General features: G+C 41.5%; 15 protein-coding genes. 5 read left to right on the forward strand and 10 right to left on the reverse strand.

Annotated features, from left to right (window positions below):
* Window positions 1–70: 70 nt before the first annotated feature.
* Entirely contained in the window at window positions 71–1672 is a 1602-nt protein-coding gene (locus VB732_RS01960; protein WP_323229115.1) for an NAD(P)H-quinone oxidoreductase subunit N, read from the reverse strand.
* Window positions 1673–1675: 3 nt separating this feature from the next.
* On the opposite strand from VB732_RS01960, the gene VB732_RS01965 reads away from it, so the two are divergent.
* Entirely contained in the window at window positions 1676–1831 is a 156-nt protein-coding gene (locus VB732_RS01965; RefSeq protein WP_323229116.1) for a hypothetical protein, read from the forward strand.
* Window positions 1832–2028: 197 nt separating this feature from the next.
* Here the strand turns inward: VB732_RS01965 and VB732_RS01970 are convergent, their stop codons facing one another.
* From VB732_RS01970 to VB732_RS01980, 3 genes are all read right to left on the reverse strand, one after another.
* The gene (locus tag VB732_RS01970) at window positions 2029–2301 is read right to left on the reverse strand and encodes a hypothetical protein (protein WP_323229117.1); all 273 of its coding nucleotides are present in this window, start codon (window positions 2299–2301) and stop codon (window positions 2029–2031) included.
* A gap of 60 nt (window positions 2302–2361) precedes the next feature.
* Window positions 2362–3423, reverse strand: coding sequence for a WD40 repeat domain-containing protein (locus VB732_RS01975; RefSeq protein ID WP_323229118.1), 1062 nt, complete (start codon window positions 3421–3423; stop codon window positions 2362–2364).
* A gap of 98 nt (window positions 3424–3521) precedes the next feature.
* Window positions 3522–4493, reverse strand: a complete 972-nt coding sequence (locus VB732_RS01980; RefSeq protein ID WP_323229119.1) for a GTP-binding protein — start codon at window positions 4491–4493, stop codon at window positions 3522–3524.
* A gap of 297 nt (window positions 4494–4790) precedes the next feature.
* Here VB732_RS01980 and VB732_RS01985 point away from each other — a divergent pair, with 297 nt between their 5' ends.
* Complete coding sequence (locus tag VB732_RS01985) at window positions 4791–5735, forward strand: all3515 family Zur-repressed PEP-CTERM protein (RefSeq protein WP_323229120.1); 945 nt, start codon at window positions 4791–4793, stop codon at window positions 5733–5735.
* Window positions 5736–5788: 53 nt separating this feature from the next.
* Here VB732_RS01985 and VB732_RS01990 read toward each other — a convergent pair whose 3' ends face one another.
* Window positions 5789–6700, reverse strand: a complete 912-nt coding sequence (locus VB732_RS01990) for an alpha/beta hydrolase (protein WP_323229121.1) — start codon at window positions 6698–6700, stop codon at window positions 5789–5791.
* Between the two features lie 93 nt (window positions 6701–6793).
* On the reverse strand, window positions 6794–7234 hold the full coding sequence (locus VB732_RS01995) for a SufE family protein (RefSeq protein WP_323229122.1): 441 nt from the start codon (window positions 7232–7234) through the stop codon (window positions 6794–6796).
* A 14-nt stretch (window positions 7235–7248) separates the two neighbouring features.
* Between VB732_RS01995 and VB732_RS02000 the strand changes: the two genes are divergently transcribed.
* The gene (locus tag VB732_RS02000; RefSeq protein WP_323229123.1) at window positions 7249–7437 is read left to right on the forward strand and encodes a hypothetical protein; all 189 of its coding nucleotides are present in this window, start codon (window positions 7249–7251) and stop codon (window positions 7435–7437) included.
* A gap of 199 nt (window positions 7438–7636) precedes the next feature.
* On the opposite strand, the gene VB732_RS02005 is transcribed toward VB732_RS02000, so the two are convergent.
* The 3 genes from VB732_RS02005 to prfC all read right to left on the reverse strand — a co-directional run bounded on the left by VB732_RS02005 (window position 7637) and on the right by prfC (window position 12970).
* A complete protein-coding gene (locus VB732_RS02005; RefSeq protein WP_323229124.1) occupies window positions 7637–8152 on the reverse strand; it encodes an RNA-binding protein in 516 nt (171 codons plus the stop codon).
* A 716-nt stretch (window positions 8153–8868) separates the two neighbouring features.
* Window positions 8869–11136 (reverse strand): M48 family metalloprotease, encoded by a 2268-nt coding sequence (locus VB732_RS02010; protein WP_323229125.1) that lies wholly within the window; start codon window positions 11134–11136, stop codon window positions 8869–8871.
* Between the two features lie 205 nt (window positions 11137–11341).
* A complete protein-coding gene (prfC, locus tag VB732_RS02015; protein WP_323229126.1) occupies window positions 11342–12970 on the reverse strand; it encodes a peptide chain release factor 3 in 1629 nt (542 codons plus the stop codon).
* A gap of 123 nt (window positions 12971–13093) precedes the next feature.
* Here prfC and VB732_RS02020 point away from each other — a divergent pair, with 123 nt between their 5' ends.
* Entirely contained in the window at window positions 13094–13453 is a 360-nt protein-coding gene (locus tag VB732_RS02020) for a DUF4870 domain-containing protein (RefSeq protein ID WP_323229127.1), read from the forward strand.
* A gap of 380 nt (window positions 13454–13833) precedes the next feature.
* Window positions 13834–14814 (forward strand): porphobilinogen synthase, encoded by a 981-nt coding sequence (gene hemB, locus VB732_RS02025; protein WP_323229129.1) that lies wholly within the window; start codon window positions 13834–13836, stop codon window positions 14812–14814.
* A gap of 171 nt (window positions 14815–14985) precedes the next feature.
* Here hemB and VB732_RS02030 read toward each other — a convergent pair whose 3' ends face one another.
* Window positions 14986–20676 carry an AAA family ATPase gene (locus tag VB732_RS02030; RefSeq protein WP_323229130.1) on the reverse strand — a complete coding sequence of 1897 codons (5691 nt, stop codon included), beginning with the start codon at window positions 20674–20676 and terminating at the stop codon, window positions 14986–14988.
* Window positions 20677–21037 lie beyond the last annotated feature (361 nt).

The raw sequence follows: 21037 nt of genomic DNA on the forward strand, positions 1-21037 counted from the left end.
TTGGATGACAAACGCCTGTCTGCTAATTAGCAAACAGGCGTGTCTGTGATTAGATTGGGTTGATACTCGGTTAAATCTTAGCGGTAGAATCAACTGAGGGTTGAGACTGACTAACCGAATCTAACTTTGGCAGCAGTGGATTTTCTGCTTTGACATTTCTGTTGATTGTTGCTTGCAAAAATGGGGTATTGGAGATGGAATTGTTCGCCAATGTAAACAGGGGATTTGACAAAATTCCTGCTACAGAAGTGGCAATTAATGTGATTACCAACCCAACTTGCAAAGGTCTTAGCCCAGGCAAATCCCAACGCACTTCTGGATAATTCTTTACTGCGTCAGACATTTCATGAGGTTCTTTTACTACCATCATCTTAACTACGCGAATGTAGTAGTAGATGGAGACGACGGTGGTAACTAAGCCCAGCAAGACTAACCAATAAAGTCCTGCTTGCCAACCAGCCCAAAATAAGTAAATCTTGCCGAAAAACCCAGCCAATGGTGGAATACCACCCAAGGAAAGCAGGGCAATACTCAAACCCAGTGTTAAGAGTGGGTCTTTTTGATATAAGCCGGAGTATTCGGCAATTTGGTCGGTTCCTGTCCGCAGTGAGAACAGGATGATGCAGGTAAAACCGCACAGGTTCATGAACAGGTAAACCAGTAGGTAAAATATCATACTGGCATACCCGGCTTGTGTGCCAGCAATCAAGCCAATCATCACAAACCCAGCTTGGGCAATGGATGAATAAGCTAGCATTCGCTTCATGCTGGTTTGAGCTAGGGCGACTACGTTACCCAAAATCATGCTAAGAACGGCTAGAGCAGTGAAGACAAATCTCCACTCTTCAGCAACAAGGGGGAAGGCTGTTGTCAGCAAGCGGATGGCTAGGGCAAACCCAGCTGCTTTGGAACCGACAGATAAAAAGGCGATGACTGGGGTGGGAGCGCCTTCGTAAACGTCTGGTGTCCACTGGTGAAAGGGTGCGGCGGAGATTTTGAAGCCAATACCCGCGATCGCAAAAACTAGGGCAATCACTAAACCTAAAGATTGTCCTACTTTCGCTGCGGCAATACCATTAGCGATCGCACTTAATTCAGTTTGTCCTCCCGATAATCCATACAGCAGTGATACACCGTACAAAAATACTGCTGTACTGGAAGCTCCAATTAACAAGTATTTTAGCGCCGCTTCATTGGAACGGGGGTCACGCTTGGTATAACCTGTTAACAAGTAGGAGGAAATACTCAGGGTTTCTAGGGAGATGAAAATCATCACCAACTCACTAGCCCCGGATAAAAACATCCCTCCTAAAGTAGCACTCAGCAAAATAGCGATGAATTCAGCTAAAGGAGTACCGCTCTGCTCGACGTAGCGAATTGACATCAGTATAGTCACAACCGCAGACAAGGCAATGATGCCGCGAAAGACGATACTCAGGTCATCACTGTTAAAGCTGCCGGTAAAACCGATGGGATTAGGAGAGTCCCATTGAAAATATAGGGCGACAATGGAAGCAAATAAACCTGCGATCGCTAGATATCCAATCCAGCGTGCGGATGTACGCCCCAAAATCAAATCAACAATCAAAACCCCCAAGAGGGTGAGAATAACAATCCCCTCTGGCAAAATCGTTCCAGCGTTTAGCTGGGATGCAATATTAGCAAAATCCATGAGATGTATAGGTTTTGGCGATTAGACATTAAGGCTAACTCTGTTCACTCTAGCAAGTTTTCTAATCCCCGGACTAGCTCTTTGAACAAGAGCTTAACAGCTTGGGTGCAGATTGCGATCGCCTACGGCATACTGTTCGCTTTCGCACCAACTCACTAGCTTACCAGCAGGTTTCTTAGTATTTAGGAATTAACCTAAATTTCCTACTTGTTTTTTAAGGCGTAACCTTCAGTGAATATCTTGATTACATAGATAATGATGCCGCAGGTGCGATCGCTATCTACAAAAAGCTAATTAATAATTAATAAGGGCACAGCATTGCTGTGCCCTTAAAAGATTCATAACTTCTAACTTTATTAAAAACCGACTGATGGCAGCTTGCCTTGTAGCGACTGAAATTTAGACTGAACACAGTTTGCACAATTGCAACCAAGTTGATCGCTAATCGGATTGGATCTTTGAATCAAGTTCGGTGTTGCCAGATCGAGATTTTGCTGTGTAGATGCTACAGTAACAATTTGTGTAGCGTATAAAGATTTTAGGCTGGATGCGTGTACTGGATTAACTACCAGCAGCATGGATACTAGAAATGCAGGACAAGCAAGTAAAATCAGTTTGACTATGTTCATAATTTACACAAAGATAGCTTTGCTGATACAGCATAACCAATAAATTGCCGAGGTTCAACTTTAACTACGCCCGAATCCTTGACCCCGCAAAACCTTTGACCATACAAGTAATTCGCCCTGTTCACCCCCTGCGGCTAGTAACTTACCTTCGGGATGCCAAGCTAGGGTAGAAAATCCTGCTGAGACACCTGTGATAATTTGGGATACTTCTTTGGCTTTGTTCCACAAACACAACCAGCCGTCAGTAGCAGCAGAAGCGAGAAGGAAGCTTTTGGGTGCAAAGGCGATCGCATTAATCACGCCCACATGATTAGTTAATACTCGCGCTTCCCAGCCTAAAGTATCATCCTCTAGCTTTTCCCAGACCACAATCCCTTCAACGCTAGAAGATGCCAGTATTGGCGCACCCACTTTGGTCATAGCTTCTGACCATGCCAATTGGCGAATTTTACCAGGGAAGCCACGCATCACCCAAGGATCGGGGTTGTTCCATTCCAAAACGGTGACACTACGATCCATGTTGCCAGAGGCGAGGAATTTACCATCAGGCGACCAAGCCATCGCTACGCTGACAGTAGTCATATCTAGGTTGTATGGTTCTTCATCCCAGTTTTGACTATGCCAAATTTTGACTCCTTTGTAACCACTAATGGCTAAGTATTGTCCGTCAATACGCCAATCTATACCCAATACTGAAGAGTTATCGAAATTCAGTGTTACGACAATTTCACGAGTATCTGCATCCCAAACTTGGACGTAACGCCCCAAACTAAAAGCCAGTTGGTTACTGGTGTAATTCCAAGCTAGCTTGTCAACCCATGCGGGGGCATTTTCCAAGGTGGCGATTAATTTAGTATTCTGCCAAATTTTCACCTGCCCATCTTGTCCGCCAACGGCTAAAAATTTGCCATCTGGTGAAAATGCGAGACAGTCTACTGATTTACCGCTACCAGTTTGTAAGGTTGTAAGTTCGCCATCATTCCACAGAACTACTTCCCCGGCGGCGGAGGTTGCTGCTAAAGTTTTACCTTGTGGCGACCAAGCGATCGCAGTTACATAATCTGAAAGTGTCCCCGAATAGTGTTGTTCAAATTCCTTAGATTTGCTGGTTGTGGTGTTCATAGTTATTGGGTACTGGGGAATAGGGACTAGGGACTAGGGACTGGGGACTAGGGAGTAAATTTTTCCCAATACCCAATCCCCAATACCCAATCCCCTATTTACGCTAGACAAGCGAGAAAATCTTGCTTGAGTTTGGCTGCATCAAGGTTGCGCCCGATGAAGACTAGTTCGTTTTTGGGGGTTTCGTTTGCTTTCCAGGGGCGATCGGGTTTGCCATCAAATATCATGTGTACTCCTTGGAATACAAATCGATTATCTTCTCCAGCAATATTTAAAATGCCTTTCATCCGAAAGATATCTGTCCCTTGGGTACGAAGTAACTCCGAAAGCCAAGCGTTTAATTTTTCTCCATCAACTGCACCTGCTTCTACTAAAGCTACAGAAAAGACGCTTTCATCGTGTACGTGGGCATCTTCGCCTAAGAAACCTGGATCAATTTCTAATGCACGGTCTAAATCAAAGGCTTTTACACCTAATAAAGCATCCATTCCTAGTTCAGAATTTTGGGTACGGTAGATTTTTGCGATCGCATTCATCGCCCGAATGCGTTTTTCTAATTCATCTAACTCTTCTGGCGCTACCAAATCAGTTTTATTAAGTAAAATTACATCAGCAAAAGCAATCTGTTCTTGTGCTTCGTCTGCATCCCAGTGCTGCCATATATGCTTGGCATCTACGACTGTCACCACCGCATCTAGAGATAGTTGGCTTTGCAAATCTTCATCCACAAAAAATGTCTGAATAACTGGTGCTGGATCAGCTAATCCAGTTGTTTCAATTACTAAATGGTCAAATTTATCGCGCCGCTTCATCAAATTGCCAATGATGCGAATTAAATCGCCGCGCACTGTACAACAGATACAGCCATTATTCATTTCAAAAATTTCTTCATCAGCATCGATAATCAATTGATTATCGATACCCACTTCCCCAAATTCATTGACAATCACAGCAACTTTTTTGCCGTGTTCGTAGGTGAGGATGTGATTGAGTAGAGTCGTTTTACCTGCTCCCAAATAGCCTGTAAGAACAGTAACGGGAACTGAATTGTTGATTACGTCAGCCACCATACTCTAAATTCCTCTTGTCTCACCTTATGGATAATCATTATCACACATCATAAATCTTTTTCTATTTTTGTGCGAACTTACTGTTACTTTGGCTTTCAGCAAAATCATCACATAATTTAATCGTTAAACATTTTATTTTTATGCATCTGTAATAAGTAATAAATATTTATCAGTTGGCAATATTCCATCCAAGGTACTAACCTGCAACTTCCCGCAGGCTAGTACCTTGACAACTCTCTAGCTAAAATGATAATCATTATCGCAGATAAAAAAATTATCCTTTAATGGAGAAGCGTTGTGGTTTCAAGAAACATTACCTGCTTGAAAAAGCAATTAACTCAAACAGTGCAAGCATCTGCGTCTATTACAGCCAATTTTTTGGTCATTGCACCGTTGATTTTATCTACTGCTTTAGCACCAGCACAAGCAGATGATACTCATAATCATTCGGACGAAACTGGCTTTTACATTGGGTTAGATAGTTTAGAAGTTCTTTCTACAGGGACATACGCAGGTTTAGAGAACCCCAATTACAATCGTCTGACCCTTCTATATGCACACAGGGATGAAGACACGCCGGAATCTAGCCATTTCCACGGCATTGGTACTTATAGCTACTCAGGGTCATTAGATAACCTAACCATTAACTCAACCAATACAAATAACCGAATTCCTGAATCTTACTCAGAACAACCGCCGCTAACATTATTACCTGGTACAGGGTTTTATACTGGTCGCTTGATTAGTACCGCAACAGATAAGGAATATAGCAATCTGACAATAGAACCTATAGCGTCTCTAGAAACTTCACAAGAATTAGACAACCAGTATCTGTTCAATAGCTCCAATGGTCGCTGGCGATCGTCTCTTGAGGGTGCAAATATTGGTTTACAATTAGCCTCAATTAGCAGTGGATTGAATATTGGTGATTCAGCAGGCGTTGATATTGTCAAGTCAGTAGGTGATATCTACACAATCGGCAGTGGTGATAATTTCTCGTTCACCCCTACTTTTTGGACTGATGCTGCTGCACCACTAGGAACTTATTCTGCATCATTCAAATTAGTGGATTTAGGCACTGATAATCACCGTATTCCCTTTAAAGAGTCTGGCGCTTTCAATTTTGATTTTGAAGTCAAGGCAGTACCTGAGTCATCAACTGTTCTTGGTCTTGGTATAGTCGGTCTACTAGCGCTTTCTCTTTCTCGCTTGCAAAAACTTAATCGCAGTAGCTTGAACTAACTTTAATCTCGCACCAAGGTGCAAAACGATTCTTTGCGTCTTGGTGCGAAGATTTAATTTTCTGAGGAGAACAAAAAATCTTGAACTGCTTCTAAAACAACTGCTGGGTATTCTTCATGTAGCCCCAGAGAACCAGGGATAACAACGCTTTTCACTCCTGGTAAGGCTGCCAAAGCGTTCATTTCTTCTCGTGACTTGGGGGGGCTAGATTCTCCAAGTACTACCATGAGCGGTACGGTTAAAGACTGCACAAGTCCCAGAAAATCTGATTGTTCGTGTACAGCATCGAGATTACCAGTTACAAAGGCAGCAGATGCAAATCGCGCTCCTGGTTGTTGAGTCGTGTACCATTTCTTCTCAATGAAATTGGGTGTAACTTTAGCCGCGTCGGTAAAGACATGGCGACGGTACATCAAACTTAAGAAAGATTGGGTAGTGTTGAGTTTGTAGAGAGCTTGACCAAGTATAGGCGATCGCACCAATCCTCTGACCATGCCAGCTATTTGCTGACTTGCGCCCATTGTCGGCAAAGGGCCACGCCAAGTAGGAGCTAACAATAAAATCTTTGAGAAAGCAGCCTGCTTGAGGGCTAATTTTAAAACGTAACTAGCAGCATGACCAGCCGCCACCACAGTAATGGGAGTATTAAAAACAGCTTTGACAAAATCTTCCAGAAATTGCTCATATATTTCCGGTCGGTAATCCAAGCTAGGGCGAGAAGATTCACCAAATCCAGGCCAATCTATAGCTACAACTTGAAAATTGGGAGCTAGTAACCTGGCAAGTTCGCTTACTTCCAAACGTGTCGAAACACTGCTGAAAGATGGTAGTAGCAATAACGGTGAACCTTTACCGAGGGTTTCATAAACAACGCGCAATTGCTGATTTTCCCAATTCCAGAGATATTCTTGAACTACTCCCCCAAAACCAGTAGCAGCAGGGGTAGATAATACATTAGTTGACATAAGACTAAATTTTGGTAGTTGTACGTTTTTATCATTTGTCAGTTGTCTTTTGTCCTTTGCAAATGACCAATGACCAATGACTAATAACCAAGTTTAGCTAGGCAAATCTAACTTACATTCCAACGCTTTTTTTTGCATGGTTTTAAAAATGTTGTAAAAACCATTAGCGCGGGAAGGTGTCAGACTAACGTTTAAGCCTGTTTCTTGAATAAAATCTGGGGTAAGTTGGACAATCTCAGTTGGCGTTAGTCCCTGCAATCCTTCAACTAGAAGCCCTACTAATCCTTTGGTTAACTGGGAATCAGACTCGCCCTGAAACACAACCTTGCCGTCATCCAAAGTTGCTGTGATATAAACTTGCGACACGCAACCAGGAACTTTATTTTCGGGTAATTTCTCAGCTTCTGGGAACTCATTGAGCTTCTGAGCATACCAGATTAGCTGTTCGTAACGCCGCTTCGGTTCGGAAGCGCGTTGAAAACGCTGGACAATTTTAGCAAGCGCAGGTGGCAAAGAATCTAAAGTTGAAGACATAACAGAAGCTGCAAATGATCGGTCTTACCTTGAGTGTAAATTATCTGGAGAGCGATGCCTACGGCGGGCTATGCCTACGCGCCTCTGGTTCTCTTGGCGTTATGAAGCTAGCTATTATTGACTATAGCTTGTTAAATCCAGATAATTCCTGCGTAGGCGCAGCCCGTCGTAGGCATTGCACTTATCTTCAGTTGCCTTTTTAATGCGTCTAATCGCAAAAACTTAATTTTTTTATAAGCCGACTTTAACAGCAGATCTATACAAATTGCTTTGTATCAGCATGTACTTACAAAAATAGCTGCAAGTAGCCTTTAACTAAGCAGCTAGGTGATAGCCAATAATTAAAAATTAAAAATCAAGAAAAATTCTGACTTTTAATTTTTAATTTCTCTTCCTTAAGGATTAATTCGTAGTTTGTGCAGCTAGCATCTGCTTCAGCTTTTCTAATTCCGAAGCCCAACGAGGATCTGGACGAATAGCGTCTGAATCGGTAGTTGTTGTAGTGCTGTTTTCGCGGGAACCACCGCCACCGCCTCCACGACGGGGCTTTTTAGAGCTTTTCTCCCGACGGCTACCTTCTCTACCTTCTCTATTAACGGCAGGAGTGGGCGTACTACCAGCTTGAACTGGTTTAGGAGCTTGTTGTTCATCGCCCTCTTCACCCTTTGTCCGAGGTAATGCCTTTTCTAGCTTAATAGCAGTGTCTTTAAACATCTGACCATTATACTTTTCAATGATTTCGTCAGCTTGTTCGTCATTGTTGACGGTAAGAAAACCGAAACCACGGCATTTGCCTGTTTTGCGGTCTTTAATTAATTTAGTAGTTACAGCTTCACCTTCTGCTGCAAAAACTGCTTGCAGATCTTGACGATCTATTTCTTCTTTAGGCAAATTACCTATATATAGGCGAACGGACATGAACTATACCTCCAGAGTTAAATGAACATGGCAAGGCGAGAAAACAATTACTTGGCTTTGGCTTTTAAATAGATGCTATTAACCAAGACTGCCACCATTTTTTTGCTCGAAACTGTCAACCTATACAATACAGTTTTTCGTTGGGATCAAGCTTGTTTAATCCAAAGGCCCACACTATGGTGAGCTAATAACACCTTAATTCTAAGAATTGTAAATTTAATAGCCTATTGCCTGCTAAAGTACACGCTTTCTTCCATGCCTTTTTCGCAGAATCAAATACCATTCCTTACATTATCACGGTATTTTCTACGTAGCTAGTTTAGCGCATACATTTCTAACGTTAGTATTACTGGATAGTAACATAAAACACATTTTTTTATTCAAGGGAGCATATTTTGAAACAAAAACCAGCCGATGGCTGGTTGATTTCCTGCTGTGTTGGGAGGATAAAAAGGTATGGAGGGGGGAAAAAGCATCCAAATTCATAACTAAGCTGTGGTGCTTAGTTATGTTAGCTGCTATTGTTTGTGTAAATAAATGTAACACTTTGAAAGAGAACCTGCAACTTTTGTTTACATTTTGGTTTGTCATTTGTCAGTTGTCCTTTGTCCTTTGCAAATAACCAATGACCCTCATCTGTGCTGAGTGCTGAGTTCTGAGTGGGAAGAGATAAATCAATTCCTAATTTCCAATGACTAATGACTAATGACTAATGACTAACCAGTAAGAAAAACGTATGCGCCCAAAGCCTGTGCTGCAACTGCCAAAAAAGTAGACCAGATGGGATGAGGGCTATGGATGGTTTTACCGCTTTGGGTTTCCAAGGTTTGGATATCAATCCAAGGTGTTGCTCCTCGCCGGAACCAACCTGTGACGATAATTTGCCGACCGATCAAATCCTGGTGATTAACTGACTGTCCTAGCCAAGAAATGTGGTGTAATTTCACTAAACCTGCGCTGGATTGGAGAATTAAATCTTGCGCTAGGGAGTTGCTAGTACCTTGACGACCTAATAATTTGCCCACCAAACGCACGCTGACGCTATCAATAGGTAAAGCAGAAGGGTCAGCTAATAGGTTCGGTAAGTAGTCGTCAGTTTGTACGGTGGGGGATTTGATATCGGGGAAAAAAGAATTAATCCGCATCACTGTACCAATGCTAAAGCCAATTAGAAGGCAGCCTGTAATGAAAGACCAATCTTCATATATCCACTTTAGATTTAAAAACTTGAGTGCAAATGCTAGCTGCCAGGTAAGCCAGACCAAAGCTGCAAACAGAACCCCTAAAGGAATTCCTAACCAGGGAGCGATTTGTAATAAGAAAGACTGACGCTTAACCCTTGATGGTTCGCTAGCAAAATGTAATTCGGTGTCTAGATGCCAGTGACGGGCTATTTTACAAAGCCGTTCGATGCGATCGCCTATCAAAGGATGACTATTATTAATCGTAAACCATTGGCGATAGGGATTGGCAGTATCCCACTTCAAAAAGGCTTCAAAAGATAGATTGCTGGCAATAGTGCCCAAAGAAAGGCTCTGTTGGTGGCTAACTGGTGTCAAGAGATTTAAGCTTTCTAGTTGCCAACTGGTCTGTTCTTGTTTTTGAATATCAGCTGCAATGCCAATGGAAATTTTGAGTAAAGCGCGAATCAAGGCGTTGGGATTACCAGTAATTTCAGAGGCGACGCGATCGCTATAATAAAGCCGCAACCGCGACAACCACAATCCAGTCCCAGTTAGCAAACCCCAAAGTCCATAAACGAGACTAGCTACAATTGTCACCGGCCAGTGCCAAATCCCTGATATTTTGTCTCCCAACTCCGATATTCGCTGATATAGCTTATGAATTGGTAGTGTCACCAGCAGCAACAAAGACATCACAGCAAAATCCCAGTGAGCAATATGCCCTAACTGCGTGCCGTAAATAATAGCGACTTCATCATCTGCCAGTTGCTCTAATAGTCCTTGACTGACAACAATCCTGGCATTACGTGGTAAACTACCGTAGGTCAGAATAATTGGTGCAGCCATTGGTAAAATCCGCAGTTTGGGTAACGGCCAGTGGCGCTGTTGACAACAACGTTGTAGCACCCGCACGGCTTCGCGGCTATGGGCATTCAATACGTCTTTGGAAAATTCTCGCTGACCATACAACTTTGCCAGTAGCAGATCCAGCAACCAAGGTGATACTCCGAGCAAAATCACCAATACTGTTAGCAACAATTTAGTAGGGTCGTTGTATAAAAGCTGCAACGGCTGCAAATAAGGTAATTTGACTAAAGTCAGGTTGATGAATCTCATTGCGAACTGGAGGATTTCTCGCATCATCCAAAATAGAGCAATGAATGTTCCTGCTGTCAAGAATCGCAAAGGAATTAATTTCGGCTTACGTAGGGGTTGCCACGCCTTAGCGCGTTGTGCTTGCCGCCAATAAATAACACCAAATAATTTGGCTTGGGTACGGGTGACAGAACCCATGAAACCGTTTAAGGGTGCAGTCGGTGGTGGTAGTGGTGTCGCTACTGTAGCTTTGAGTCTAGGTAGTGGCACCATCGCCGGAGTGTCGTCACTCTTGGTTTCTATTACTTGAACTTCTGGCTTTTCTTCTAATGTTGTAGGAGTTACCGGGGGGGTAACTGAGGAAGAATCTGGAGTTGAATTATCAAAAGCAACAAATCCAGTTTCGACATTTTTTGATTCTTGATCGCGTTTCTTACGTTTTGTCAGATGTTCGAGAGCGCGTGTTGCCCACTCTTGAACTTGCGGATTGTTACTCTCAATGAGATGCTGGGAAATAGCGATCGCTTGGGAAACTTCGCCAGTGCGAGCATAAGCCATCACTAAACCAACCTGGGCTTGTAAGCTAGCAGTACCATTACTTTGGCTGCTAGCAATAGGTTCTAGTTGAGCGATCGCTGTTTGGTAATTTCCCTGCTTTAGGGCAATTAAACCAGCCTCCAAAGACGATTTGGCATGTGAAGGCATACAAATTCTGGCACTCCAATCTCTTCTAAGTGATCCACGTTTGTGCAAAAGCGCGAACCTCGGATGCCGTGGAACTCAACCGCGCCCAAGTTTTGCTTGTCAAGTGAACGATTAAGATTAGAATTCAGGAGTCAGGAATCAGAATTCAGTTAGCTCTTTTGTAGGACTAATTCTGAATTCAGAATTCTGGATTCTGTATTCTTCTTCATTCCTTCACTGGTTGTTGACTAGAAAAAACTGGAGCGATCGCGCTTAATTTTAACTCTGGATGGTCGCCCAGCAACTGTTGACAATTCCATTCATTACGAAATAGCAACACTGGCCTTCCCATACTGTCTTTAACTGTAGTGGTATTGAATATTCGTCCCACCTTTTCCAATGCTTCCCAACCACCCTCAACCCAACGGGCGACACTGTAGGGTAATAAATCTAATATGGTTTCTACACCATACTCGTTTTGTAAGCGAAACTGTACCACCTCGAATTGCAACTGACCCACCGCCGCCAAAATTGGATCGCGCTTGGCTTCATCAGTTGAATACATAATTTGCACAGCACCTTCTTCTCGCAATTCCGCAACGCCTTTTTGAAATTGTTTAGACTTTGAGGGGTTGGGATTCCTCAGAGACGCAAACAGTTCCGGCGAAAAATACGGAATCCCCTCATATTCGAGCTTTTGTCCCGTGTAAATTGTATCCCCGATCGCAAAAACACCGGGATTGTTCAAACCAATCACATCGCCAGGATAAGCTACATCAATCGATTCCCGCTCTTGAGCAAAGAGTTTTTGCGGGCGGGATAGACGGATGAGTTTACCTATGCGGGCGTGATTCACCATCATATCTTTTTCAAACTTACCAGTACAGACCCGGATAAATGCGACGCGATCGCGGTGTTTCGGATCCATGTTCGCTTGCAATTTGAAGACAAACCCCGAAAATTCTGGGTATGTAGGGGGAACTTCGCCAACACTGCTGACATGAGAACCGGGTTTGAGGGCATAGTCAAGGAAGTACTTGAGGAATAACTCTACCCCGAAGTTAGTCATGGCGCTACCAAAGAACACAGGTGTCATTTTACCTTCGTGTATCAGCTGCAAATCTAACTCTGGCCCAACTCCTTCTAAGAGTTCTAAATCATTTTTCAGTTGGTAGTAGAGGTTTTCTTCTAGCTGTTCTTCTATTCTTGGATCGCCTAATTCGACTACCGTATCACGGGCTTCTCGGCTGCCGTGGGCGCTACGTTCAAACAAGTGAATTTGTTGCTTGTGTCGGTCAAAAACACCTTTAAAGCGATCGCCCATCCCAATTGGCCAGTTGACTGCATAGGTTTGCAATCCCAATTCTTGCTCAATTTCATCCAACAATTCCAGAGGTTCCCTTCCGGGGCGATCGAGCTTGTTGATAAATGTAAAAATTGGGATACCCCGCAACTTACATACTTCAAACAATTTGCGGGTTTGGGGTTCCAAACCTTTTGCTGCATCAATTAACATTACTGCATTATCGGCGGCGGCGAGTGTCCGATAAGTATCTTCACTGAAGTCTTGGTGTCCCGGTGTGTCTAATAAATTTATCTGACAGTCCCGGTATTCAAATTGCAACACTGTGGAAGTAATAGAAATACCCCGTTGTTGCTCCATCGCCATCCAGTCAGAGGTCGCCTTACGCTGTGCCCGTCGCGCCTTCACCGCCCCAGCTTCGTGAATTGCACCCCCGTATAGGAGTAGCTTTTCTGTTAGTGTAGTTTTACCCGCATCGGGGTGAGAAATAATCGCAAAGTTGCGGCGAAGTTCAACCGCTTGAATAAGTTCAGACTCAAGTTCAGTAGACATAAATGTATTTGTTTGTTAGCTAACTTAATTTTTTCTACTCTGGCAAGTCTTTTAATCTTAAGACAACGATGCCCGTGATAGGGTCGTAATATAACCAGCAATCTGACTAAATAGGAGAAAGCAATGTACGACACAGACAAGCGAAAGCTTCTATCTGGCTTATCACATGGAGCCATTTTTCTCAGCACGACATTGGTATCTGTAGGTATACCTATTGCGATACTGTTCGTATCTGATGATCCTGTTGTTAAAGAAAACGCCAAAGAATCTATCAATTTCCACTTTAATGTCTGGCTTTATGGAGGAATTCTGGGAGCGCTGTTTTTTCTATTTGGTTGGTTAGTGTTACCTTTATTAGTTCTGGGGCCACTAGCGGGTATCGGATATTTGTTGCACTGGGGATTAACAATTTGGGCGCTCATCGGAGTTCTCAGCAATCCTGATGTACCTTTCCGTTATCCCTATATTTTCCGATTTCTTTAGCACAAATCATTGGGAATGGGGCATTGGGCATTTGCTACCAAGTACAACATTTAATTAATTCGTGACGAATTCTCTGCGTTCCTCTGCGTTTACCTCTGTGCCACTTTGCGTTTAAATTTCAACCCTCAATTCGCCAATAGCAGAGGATTTTGATTTTACCATTTTGAATTTTGAATTGCTTACTATGTTGTTTTTTTTCCAGCCCGTCGGATAGATGCAACCAAGCTGTAGAATACAAAATTGCCCCACAACTTGATTAAGAGTAGGGCAAAGGACAGTTAAGCACTGTTTGTAGTCTGTCTGACGGCAGGAAAATTTTGACCTGCTTTTGTGACGCTTTGTTTTGTGTCCATTTGCGTTGTTTTTCTTCATAAAATTTTATGTTTCCTACACATCGCCCCCGTCGTCTGCGTACTAATCCCCAATTGCGCCGAATGGTTCGTGAAACTGTTTTAACAACAAACGATTTAATCTACCCATTATTTGCCGTACCAGGTGAGGGAATCGCTAACGAAGTAAAATCGATGCCCGGAGTCTATCAACTTTCGGTAGATAAAATTGTTGAAGAGGCAAAAGAAGTTTATGACTTAGGAATTCCTTCTATTATTTTATTTGGTATTCCGGCTGATAAAGATGTAGATGCCACTGGCGCTTGGCATGATTGCGGTATCGTCCAACAAGCAGCGACGGCGGTAAAATCAGCAGTGCCAGATTTGATTGTAATTGCTGATACTTGTTTATGTGAGTACACCAGTCACGGGCATTGTGGTTATTTACAAACTGGTGATTTAACAGGACGAGTTTTAAACGATCCAACTCTGGAATTGTTGAAGAAAACAGCAGTTTCTCAAGCGAAAGCCGGTGCTGATATTATTGCGCCATCTGGGATGATGGATGGGTTTGTCCAGGCAATTCGTGTAGGTTTGGATGAGGCTGGATTTCAAGATACGCCGATATTGTCTTATGCTGCTAAATATGCTTCGGGTTACTATGGCCCATTTCGGGATGCAGCAGACTCGACACCGCAATTTGGGGACAGAAGAACTTACCAAATGGATCCAGGTAACGGGCGCGAAGCAATTAAAGAGATTGAATTGGATATCGCTGAAGGCGCTGATATGCTCATGGTTAAGCCAGCTTTGGCGTACATGGATATTATCTGGCGTGTGAAAGAAGCGAGTAATTTACCAGTTGCGGCTTACAATGTTTCTGGTGAGTATTCGATGGTAAAAGCTGCGGCTCTCAATGGTTGGGTTGATGAGGAGCGAGTAGTTATGGAAACTTTAACTGGATTTAAACGCGCTGGCGCAGATTTGATTTTGACTTACCATGCCAAAGATGCGGCGCGATGGTTGAAGTAAACTAGACGGCAAGGCAGCACGGTAGGAATCATATTTTATTTCTGAAATATACGAGGGGCGTAAATCTGTGCGCCCCTCGTATACTTAGATTTTTAAATTTATTTGCGTAGTACGCGAAGCGTAATAGGCAATGGGAAAAAACTATTTAAGTTGTATTAGTTTTTTCAACAATCAAATAGAATTCCTATTGATATCTGACTGTTGCATCGGAATCTCAATTACGAACTCAGTTCCCTTTCCTAATGTGGAATCACAGGTTAAACTACCTTTGTGTTTATCCACAATAATCTGATAGCTAATAGACAACCCTAAACCTGTGCCACTTCCTACCGACTTGGTAGTAAAAAATGGATCAAAAATTTTCTGCTGCACCGCTTTTGTCATACCAGAACCATTATCGGCAATCCGAATTATCGCCGTATTAGAATTTGTTAGTTCAGTAAAAATGTGAATTTGTCCGGCAAAATTAGCAGCCGATGATGCGTCTATATCTTTTGTTATTTGCTCGTCACTATTTGACAATGATGGATGAGCAATGATAAACGAATCTTCTAAAGCATCGATTGCATTACTGAGGATATTCATAAACACCTGATTAAGTTGACCAGGATAACAAATAACTTCCGGTAACTTTCCGTATTGTTTAATGACTTCAATTTCGGGAAAATTGCTATTTTCTTTCAGCCGGTGTTGCAAAATCATTAAAGTGCTGTCTATCCCTTCATGGACATCTACAGGCTTCATTTCAGATTCATCTAGGCGAGAAAAGTTACGTAATCCCAAAACAATATTTCGTATCCGCGAGCTTCCCACCTTCATTGAATCTAGAATTTTTGGCAAGTCTTGTGCTAAAAAATCTATGTCAATCTCTCCAGATTTTTCCTCAACTAAAGGTGATGGACGGGGATATTCTTGCTGATAAACAACTACTAAATCCAGCAAGTCTTGGACATAATCACTAGCATGGTTAATATTGCCATGAATAAAGTTAATTGGGTTATTGATTTCATGAGCAACGCCCGCTACCATTTGTCCCAGTGAAGACATTTTCTCACTTTGAATCAATTGGATTTGGGTACGTTGTAATTCCTGTAGAGTTTCTTGTAAACAGTTATTTTTGTCGTTGAGTTCCTGCGTTCTTTCCTGAACTTTTTCTTCTAGGTTATGGTTGTACTCTTCCAAGCTTTCTTTAGCTTGGGCTAAATTCTTGTAGAGGATGGCATTCTCTAAGGATATTGCTGCTTGAGTGGTGAGGAGTTTGAGGACTTCCACGCGATCGCGCGTAAAGGCTCCCGTCGTTAGATGATTTTCTAGGTAAAGAATCCCAATCAATTTACCTTGATTTAAAAGAGGCATAGACAATAAACTCTTAGGTTCTTCACTAAGAATATAGTTATCACCTGCTAGAAAAGAAACAGCCATTGCATCATCAATCACCAATATCTCTCTGGAACGTTTAACGTAGTTAATCAAAGTAATGGGAACATCGTAGCTTGACTCTAGGAAAGTCGATGGAAACTCAGTATAAGTATCCTCAAAGTTGGAACTTGAACAAACCGCAGTGACAGTCAATGCTAAGTTATCACCTTCGCTCAAAATTAGAGCGCATTTAGAGGCTCCTGCATTCTCCATCACAACTCCCATCAGCGTAGAAAGTAGTCGTTCTAGCTCGATTTCTCCAGAGAGGGCTTGAGATGCTTTAATGAATGCGGCTAAATCCAGAGAATCAGAAATACTTGTCTTTGAGCCAATAACAGTTTGTTGATTACTCAGAGTAGATAGAGACGATATGGATGTGTTACTGCAAGAAATACTTCCCTTGCTGGAACCAATATTCTGTTTTTCTTGCTGAAATATAGAAGTTAATAATTGGGGATAGCGTTTTGTTAAATCGTCAACCTTAGTTGAGGCTCCCCAGCGAATATAGCTATAGTAAGCATCTGTGAGATAAGTTTGGGCAATTTTATATTTGCCCCATTCTAAATAGAATTTAGCGGCAAGTTCTTGAGCGAGGGCTTCCTCATTAACGTACTCATGCTCTTTTGCAAGCGAGATAGCGCGATCGTAAAATTCCATTGCTTCAAGATATTGACCACTAATCCGATACTTTTCAGCCTCTACAAGATAATATTTGTGTAAATAATTCATCGGAGCATGATGTGCCCAATGCTCTATTTTTTGCTGATTGACTTTAACCTTATTCAGAATGGATTTTTGCTCAGAATCAGATGAATCTGGGTATACAGCTAGCCGTGTTAGTGAATCATATAAGTAGAAAATAGGGGTTACTTGCTGTCCTATACCACCTTGTAAATACTTTTCTGCTGAAGTAGCATTTTCCAAGGCTAAAGGATATTTATGAAACAGGTAACAGAGATGTAGTTTGCTTACATATAGATAGAAAATTCCCATGACATCATTAGTGTCAAGGTAAAGGGGCAGCATTTTGTTCTCATCGTAAACTTCACCAATTAAATGACAGGTATCTCCTAAATTTACTGTCAGGTTCAAGATACTCTGTTGATAGATAGTAATCCAGTTAAATACCGTTTTTTGGTTAATTTGCCTGATGACATTGCTGTAACTTGCCATCTCACGCTCTAAGGCTGTTAATTCTTTGCCAATAAAATATGAAGAGTAGGAATAAGAGTGGAGATAATAAGCTGCATATTCTAAATCTCCTATTTCTAAGCCAGCATAGTAACCTTCCATTAAAGGTTTTAATCCTTCTCTAATATGTTCCTTCCAATGCCGAATAGTTGCGTTAAATCCCAGCATTATTTTAGCTTGAACATCCTTAGCATTCAGCTTATCCACCAGACTATTAGAAAGTTTGCCAAATTCATAACCAGATTCAATATCTCCTATTAAGCTGCTGAGTATTAACCCATAATTACTATAGCCAAAAGCAGATAATGGGGCATTCCCATAGTTGAGCGATAATTCGATTTGTTTCAGAATAATCAGTGGAAAAAGTTTAGGAGCAACTGCATAGGTAATTGGGGTTACAGTTGATAGTATACGCATGATTGCTAGAGGTTGAGCTTCTATCATCTCTGGCAGATTAATTAAGTCCTCAATAGGTCTTCCATTGAGATTTAACGTTAATTCTGTCATTGCTAACTGAATATCAGATTGGCTTGGATGTTCAGGAAACTCCACTCCTAAAAGGTTCAAAAAAGTTAGGGCAGTATTCACCGCCTCTAGTGATTGGTTCTGCGCCCCATAAGCCTGAATTTTGACTTCATAAACTTTTACTTTTTCTAGTAGTGTTTCACCTCCTAACACCACATCTGCTAATTCCTCCATCTGTTCAAAATTGCCAGCTAGATAGGCTGCCTCTGTTGCAGTCTCATATAAATCCAGGGCAAGATGATGTTGCGTCTCCCAACTATCACCTGTTAGCAGTTGGATGCCGATAGTTAAATACTTAACGGCAGCAGGATAAGCTGTTGATGCTAAAGCTTTACGTCCAGCAATTAGATTCATCTGGGCCAGTTCATCTCGTTTAGCTTGAGAAGAGATAAATTCTAGTGCGATATTAAACTGATTGACAAGCTCAAAAATCTTTTCTTCCTGCTCTGCAACTGGAATATTGTTCAATAACAGTAGCCCAATTTTTAAGTGAATTGGCTTTTTTTCTTCTTCGGGAATTAAAGAATAAGCGGCTTGCTGTACTCTGTCATGTACGAATTTATATTGAGGTAACTGTAAATGAGGATTTGAAAATGCTATGGATTCTATTCCATGAACAACTAATTCTTGATTAGTATTTTCTTGTGCAAAAATGTTGTAATTTTCAGTTTGTGGTAAAACTAGCCCATCAAGTAATGCTTGCCACAAATCTGATGCTGTATCTACTACAGATTTTTCATTGACAAGCGCTAAACTTTTTAAGTCAAATTGATTACCAATACAGGCAGCTAGTTTCAGAACTTTTTGAGTATATATTGGCAATTTACCTATTTGTAAGGCAATAAATTCTACTACATCATCTGTGAGAGCTAATTCTTTGACTTTAAAGATATCATATTGCCAATAACCAACATCAAAGTTTAATGAAATTAGCCCGTCATCATGTAAAGACTTGAGAAATTGGACGCAAAAGAATGGGTTGCCTTTAGTTTTGGCAAACACCATTTGGGTGAGAGGAATAGCAACTACTTCAGGACAATGCAGAGTATCAGCAACGAGATGATTTAAATCACCCTGATTTAATGGCGTTAGGGTGATCGTATTAATAGTTGCTTCTGCTTTTTCAATCTCTTGCAATGTTAAATAAAGTGGATGTGCTGGGGAAACTTCATTGTCTCGATAGGAACCGATTAGCAAGAATCCTGCCTGATGTTCATGCATCTGTTCTATCTCTTCGGCTAGAGAAGATAACTTGCTTTCACACATCAATAACTGAATTAATTTTAAAGAGGCTGTATCTGCCCATTGCAAGTCATCGAGAAAAATAACTAGGGGATGTTCCTTAGTTGTAAAGATTTGAATAAAATTTTGAAACAATAAATTGAAACGATTTTGAGCAGCATTGCCAGATAGTTCTGTAACCGGAGGTTGCTTACCAATAATCTGTTCTAGCTCAGGAATTACATCGATAATTACCTGAGTCTGCGTACCCAATTCCCGTAGAATTTTGGTTTTCCATTGTTGAATTTGGGCATCACTTTCTGAAAGTAGTTGTCCGATTAAATCTCGAAAAGCTTGCACCAATCCTGATAAAGGAATGTCACGTTGAAACTGGTCAAATTTCCCTTTGATGAAGTAACTACGCTGTCGCACAATAGGTTTATGGACTTCATTAACCACAGCCGTTTTGCCAATGCCAGAGAAACCCGCGACTAATATCATTTCCGTTGCCCCTTCTGTCACACGCTTAAAAGCAGTGAGTAGGGTTTCAACTTCACCTTGGCGGCCATAAAGTTTTTCAGGGATTACGAAACTATCTGAGATATCCCTCACACCTAGTTGAAAGGGTGCAATATTTTGTGTTTCTTGCCACTGGCTTTGGCACATCTCTAAGTCATGCTTTAACCCCGAAGCACTCTGATAGCGGTCTTCGGCATTTTTTGCCATCAGTTTACTGATAATTTCAGACAAAATTGCCGGAATATTAGAGTTAATTCGGTTAGCTTTTAGCGGTTGTTTGGCAATATGAGAGTAAACTAACTCCATCGGATCTTTTGTAGTGAAGGGCAATTGTCCGGTCAGGAGTTGAAAGAAGCTTACACCAAGAGAATAAAAATCAGTGCGGTAGTCAATACCTCGGTTCATCCTTCCGGTTTGTTCTGGAGAAATGTAAGCCAGAGTGCCTTCTATGATGTTGGGATTAGTAAGAGATTGAATTTCTTTTGGTAGGAGAGTAGCAATACTAAAATCGATGATTTTTATTTCATCTGTGGTAGGGTTTATTAGGATATTGGCAGGCTTAATGTCTTTATGAATGATGCGATCGCGATGCAGTCCTTCTAGAGTAGAAGCAATTTTAATCGCAATGTGTAAAAACTCATCAAGGGAAAGCCAATTTTCCTGCTTCTCCTTATTCTCTAGTCGCCAGTCTTGCAGGGAGATGCCACCAAAGTCTTCCATCACTAAGATGTAACTGTTACGGTAGCTTTCTAAGCTATAGGTTTTGAGTATGCCAGGAAGATCAAGGTTTTTAGCGATGATATATTGATTGCGGAACTGGGCGATTTCTGCAAAGGTGGGATATTCATTCCGCATTAATTTGAGAACGACTGGTTTTTGGTCTTGTTCTCTAATTCCCCGATAAACAAGGGTTTTACTACCTGAGTAGATTTGCTCGGTGATCCGATAGCCGGGAAATGCATATAACGTATCTAATACTACTAACATTGCGGACTATGCTCTTAATACTTGTTTCTATGGCTTAGTATTCCCGTGTGAAGGCTATCATTATCATGAAATAATAATTTCGTTTGTTTAATTTGTATTAATAAAACTAATTTTTACCTAAATACCCGATTTTGAAGGATGTAATTATGAACAGGCTAATTTGGGCATAAAGACATAAGATTGCCAAGCACATTGCTACTAAATTTATTTGGTAAATATTTGCTCTTACTGTTTTACGTCTGTGGGTTAGCTATCAAGTTATGAAAAATATTTTGTATCTGGGAGACTAAACAACAAAAAAGCCTGCCGTTTTTCTTGGGTTAAAAGTAAACTGTGGCAGGCTTCGGTGATCTAGGAATGT

This window comes from Nostoc sp. UHCC 0252, from assembly GCF_034931145.1.
GTDB lineage: Bacteria > Cyanobacteriota > Cyanobacteriia > Cyanobacteriales > Nostocaceae > Nostoc.

Coding starts and splice junctions, on each gene's coding strand:
- VB732_RS01975 (WP_323229118.1), bottom strand. CDS start 3,423: ATGAACACCACAACCAGCAAATCTAAGGAATTTGAACAACACTATTCG.
- VB732_RS02010 (WP_323229125.1), bottom strand. CDS start 11,136: ATGCCTTCACATGCCAAATCGTCTTTGGAGGCTGGTTTAATTGCCCTA.
- VB732_RS02020 (WP_323229127.1), top strand. CDS start 13,094: ATGTACGACACAGACAAGCGAAAGCTTCTATCTGGCTTATCACATGGA.
- VB732_RS01965 (WP_323229116.1), top strand. CDS start 1,676: ATGTATAGGTTTTGGCGATTAGACATTAAGGCTAACTCTGTTCACTCT.
- prfC (WP_323229126.1), bottom strand. CDS start 12,970: ATGTCTACTGAACTTGAGTCTGAACTTATTCAAGCGGTTGAACTTCGC.
- VB732_RS02000 (WP_323229123.1), top strand. CDS start 7,249: ATGATCGGTCTTACCTTGAGTGTAAATTATCTGGAGAGCGATGCCTAC.
- VB732_RS01990 (WP_323229121.1), bottom strand. CDS start 6,700: ATGTCAACTAATGTATTATCTACCCCTGCTGCTACTGGTTTTGGGGGA.
- VB732_RS01995 (WP_323229122.1), bottom strand. CDS start 7,234: ATGTCTTCAACTTTAGATTCTTTGCCACCTGCGCTTGCTAAAATTGTC.
- VB732_RS01970 (WP_323229117.1), bottom strand. CDS start 2,301: ATGAACATAGTCAAACTGATTTTACTTGCTTGTCCTGCATTTCTAGTA.
- VB732_RS02005 (WP_323229124.1), bottom strand. CDS start 8,152: ATGTCCGTTCGCCTATATATAGGTAATTTGCCTAAAGAAGAAATAGAT.
- VB732_RS01980 (WP_323229119.1), bottom strand. CDS start 4,493: ATGGTGGCTGACGTAATCAACAATTCAGTTCCCGTTACTGTTCTTACA.
- VB732_RS02030 (WP_323229130.1), bottom strand. CDS start 20,676: ATGTTAGTAGTATTAGATACGTTATATGCATTTCCCGGCTATCGGATC.
- VB732_RS01960 (WP_323229115.1), bottom strand. CDS start 1,672: ATGGATTTTGCTAATATTGCATCCCAGCTAAACGCTGGAACGATTTTG.
- hemB (WP_323229129.1), top strand. CDS start 13,834: ATGTTTCCTACACATCGCCCCCGTCGTCTGCGTACTAATCCCCAATTG.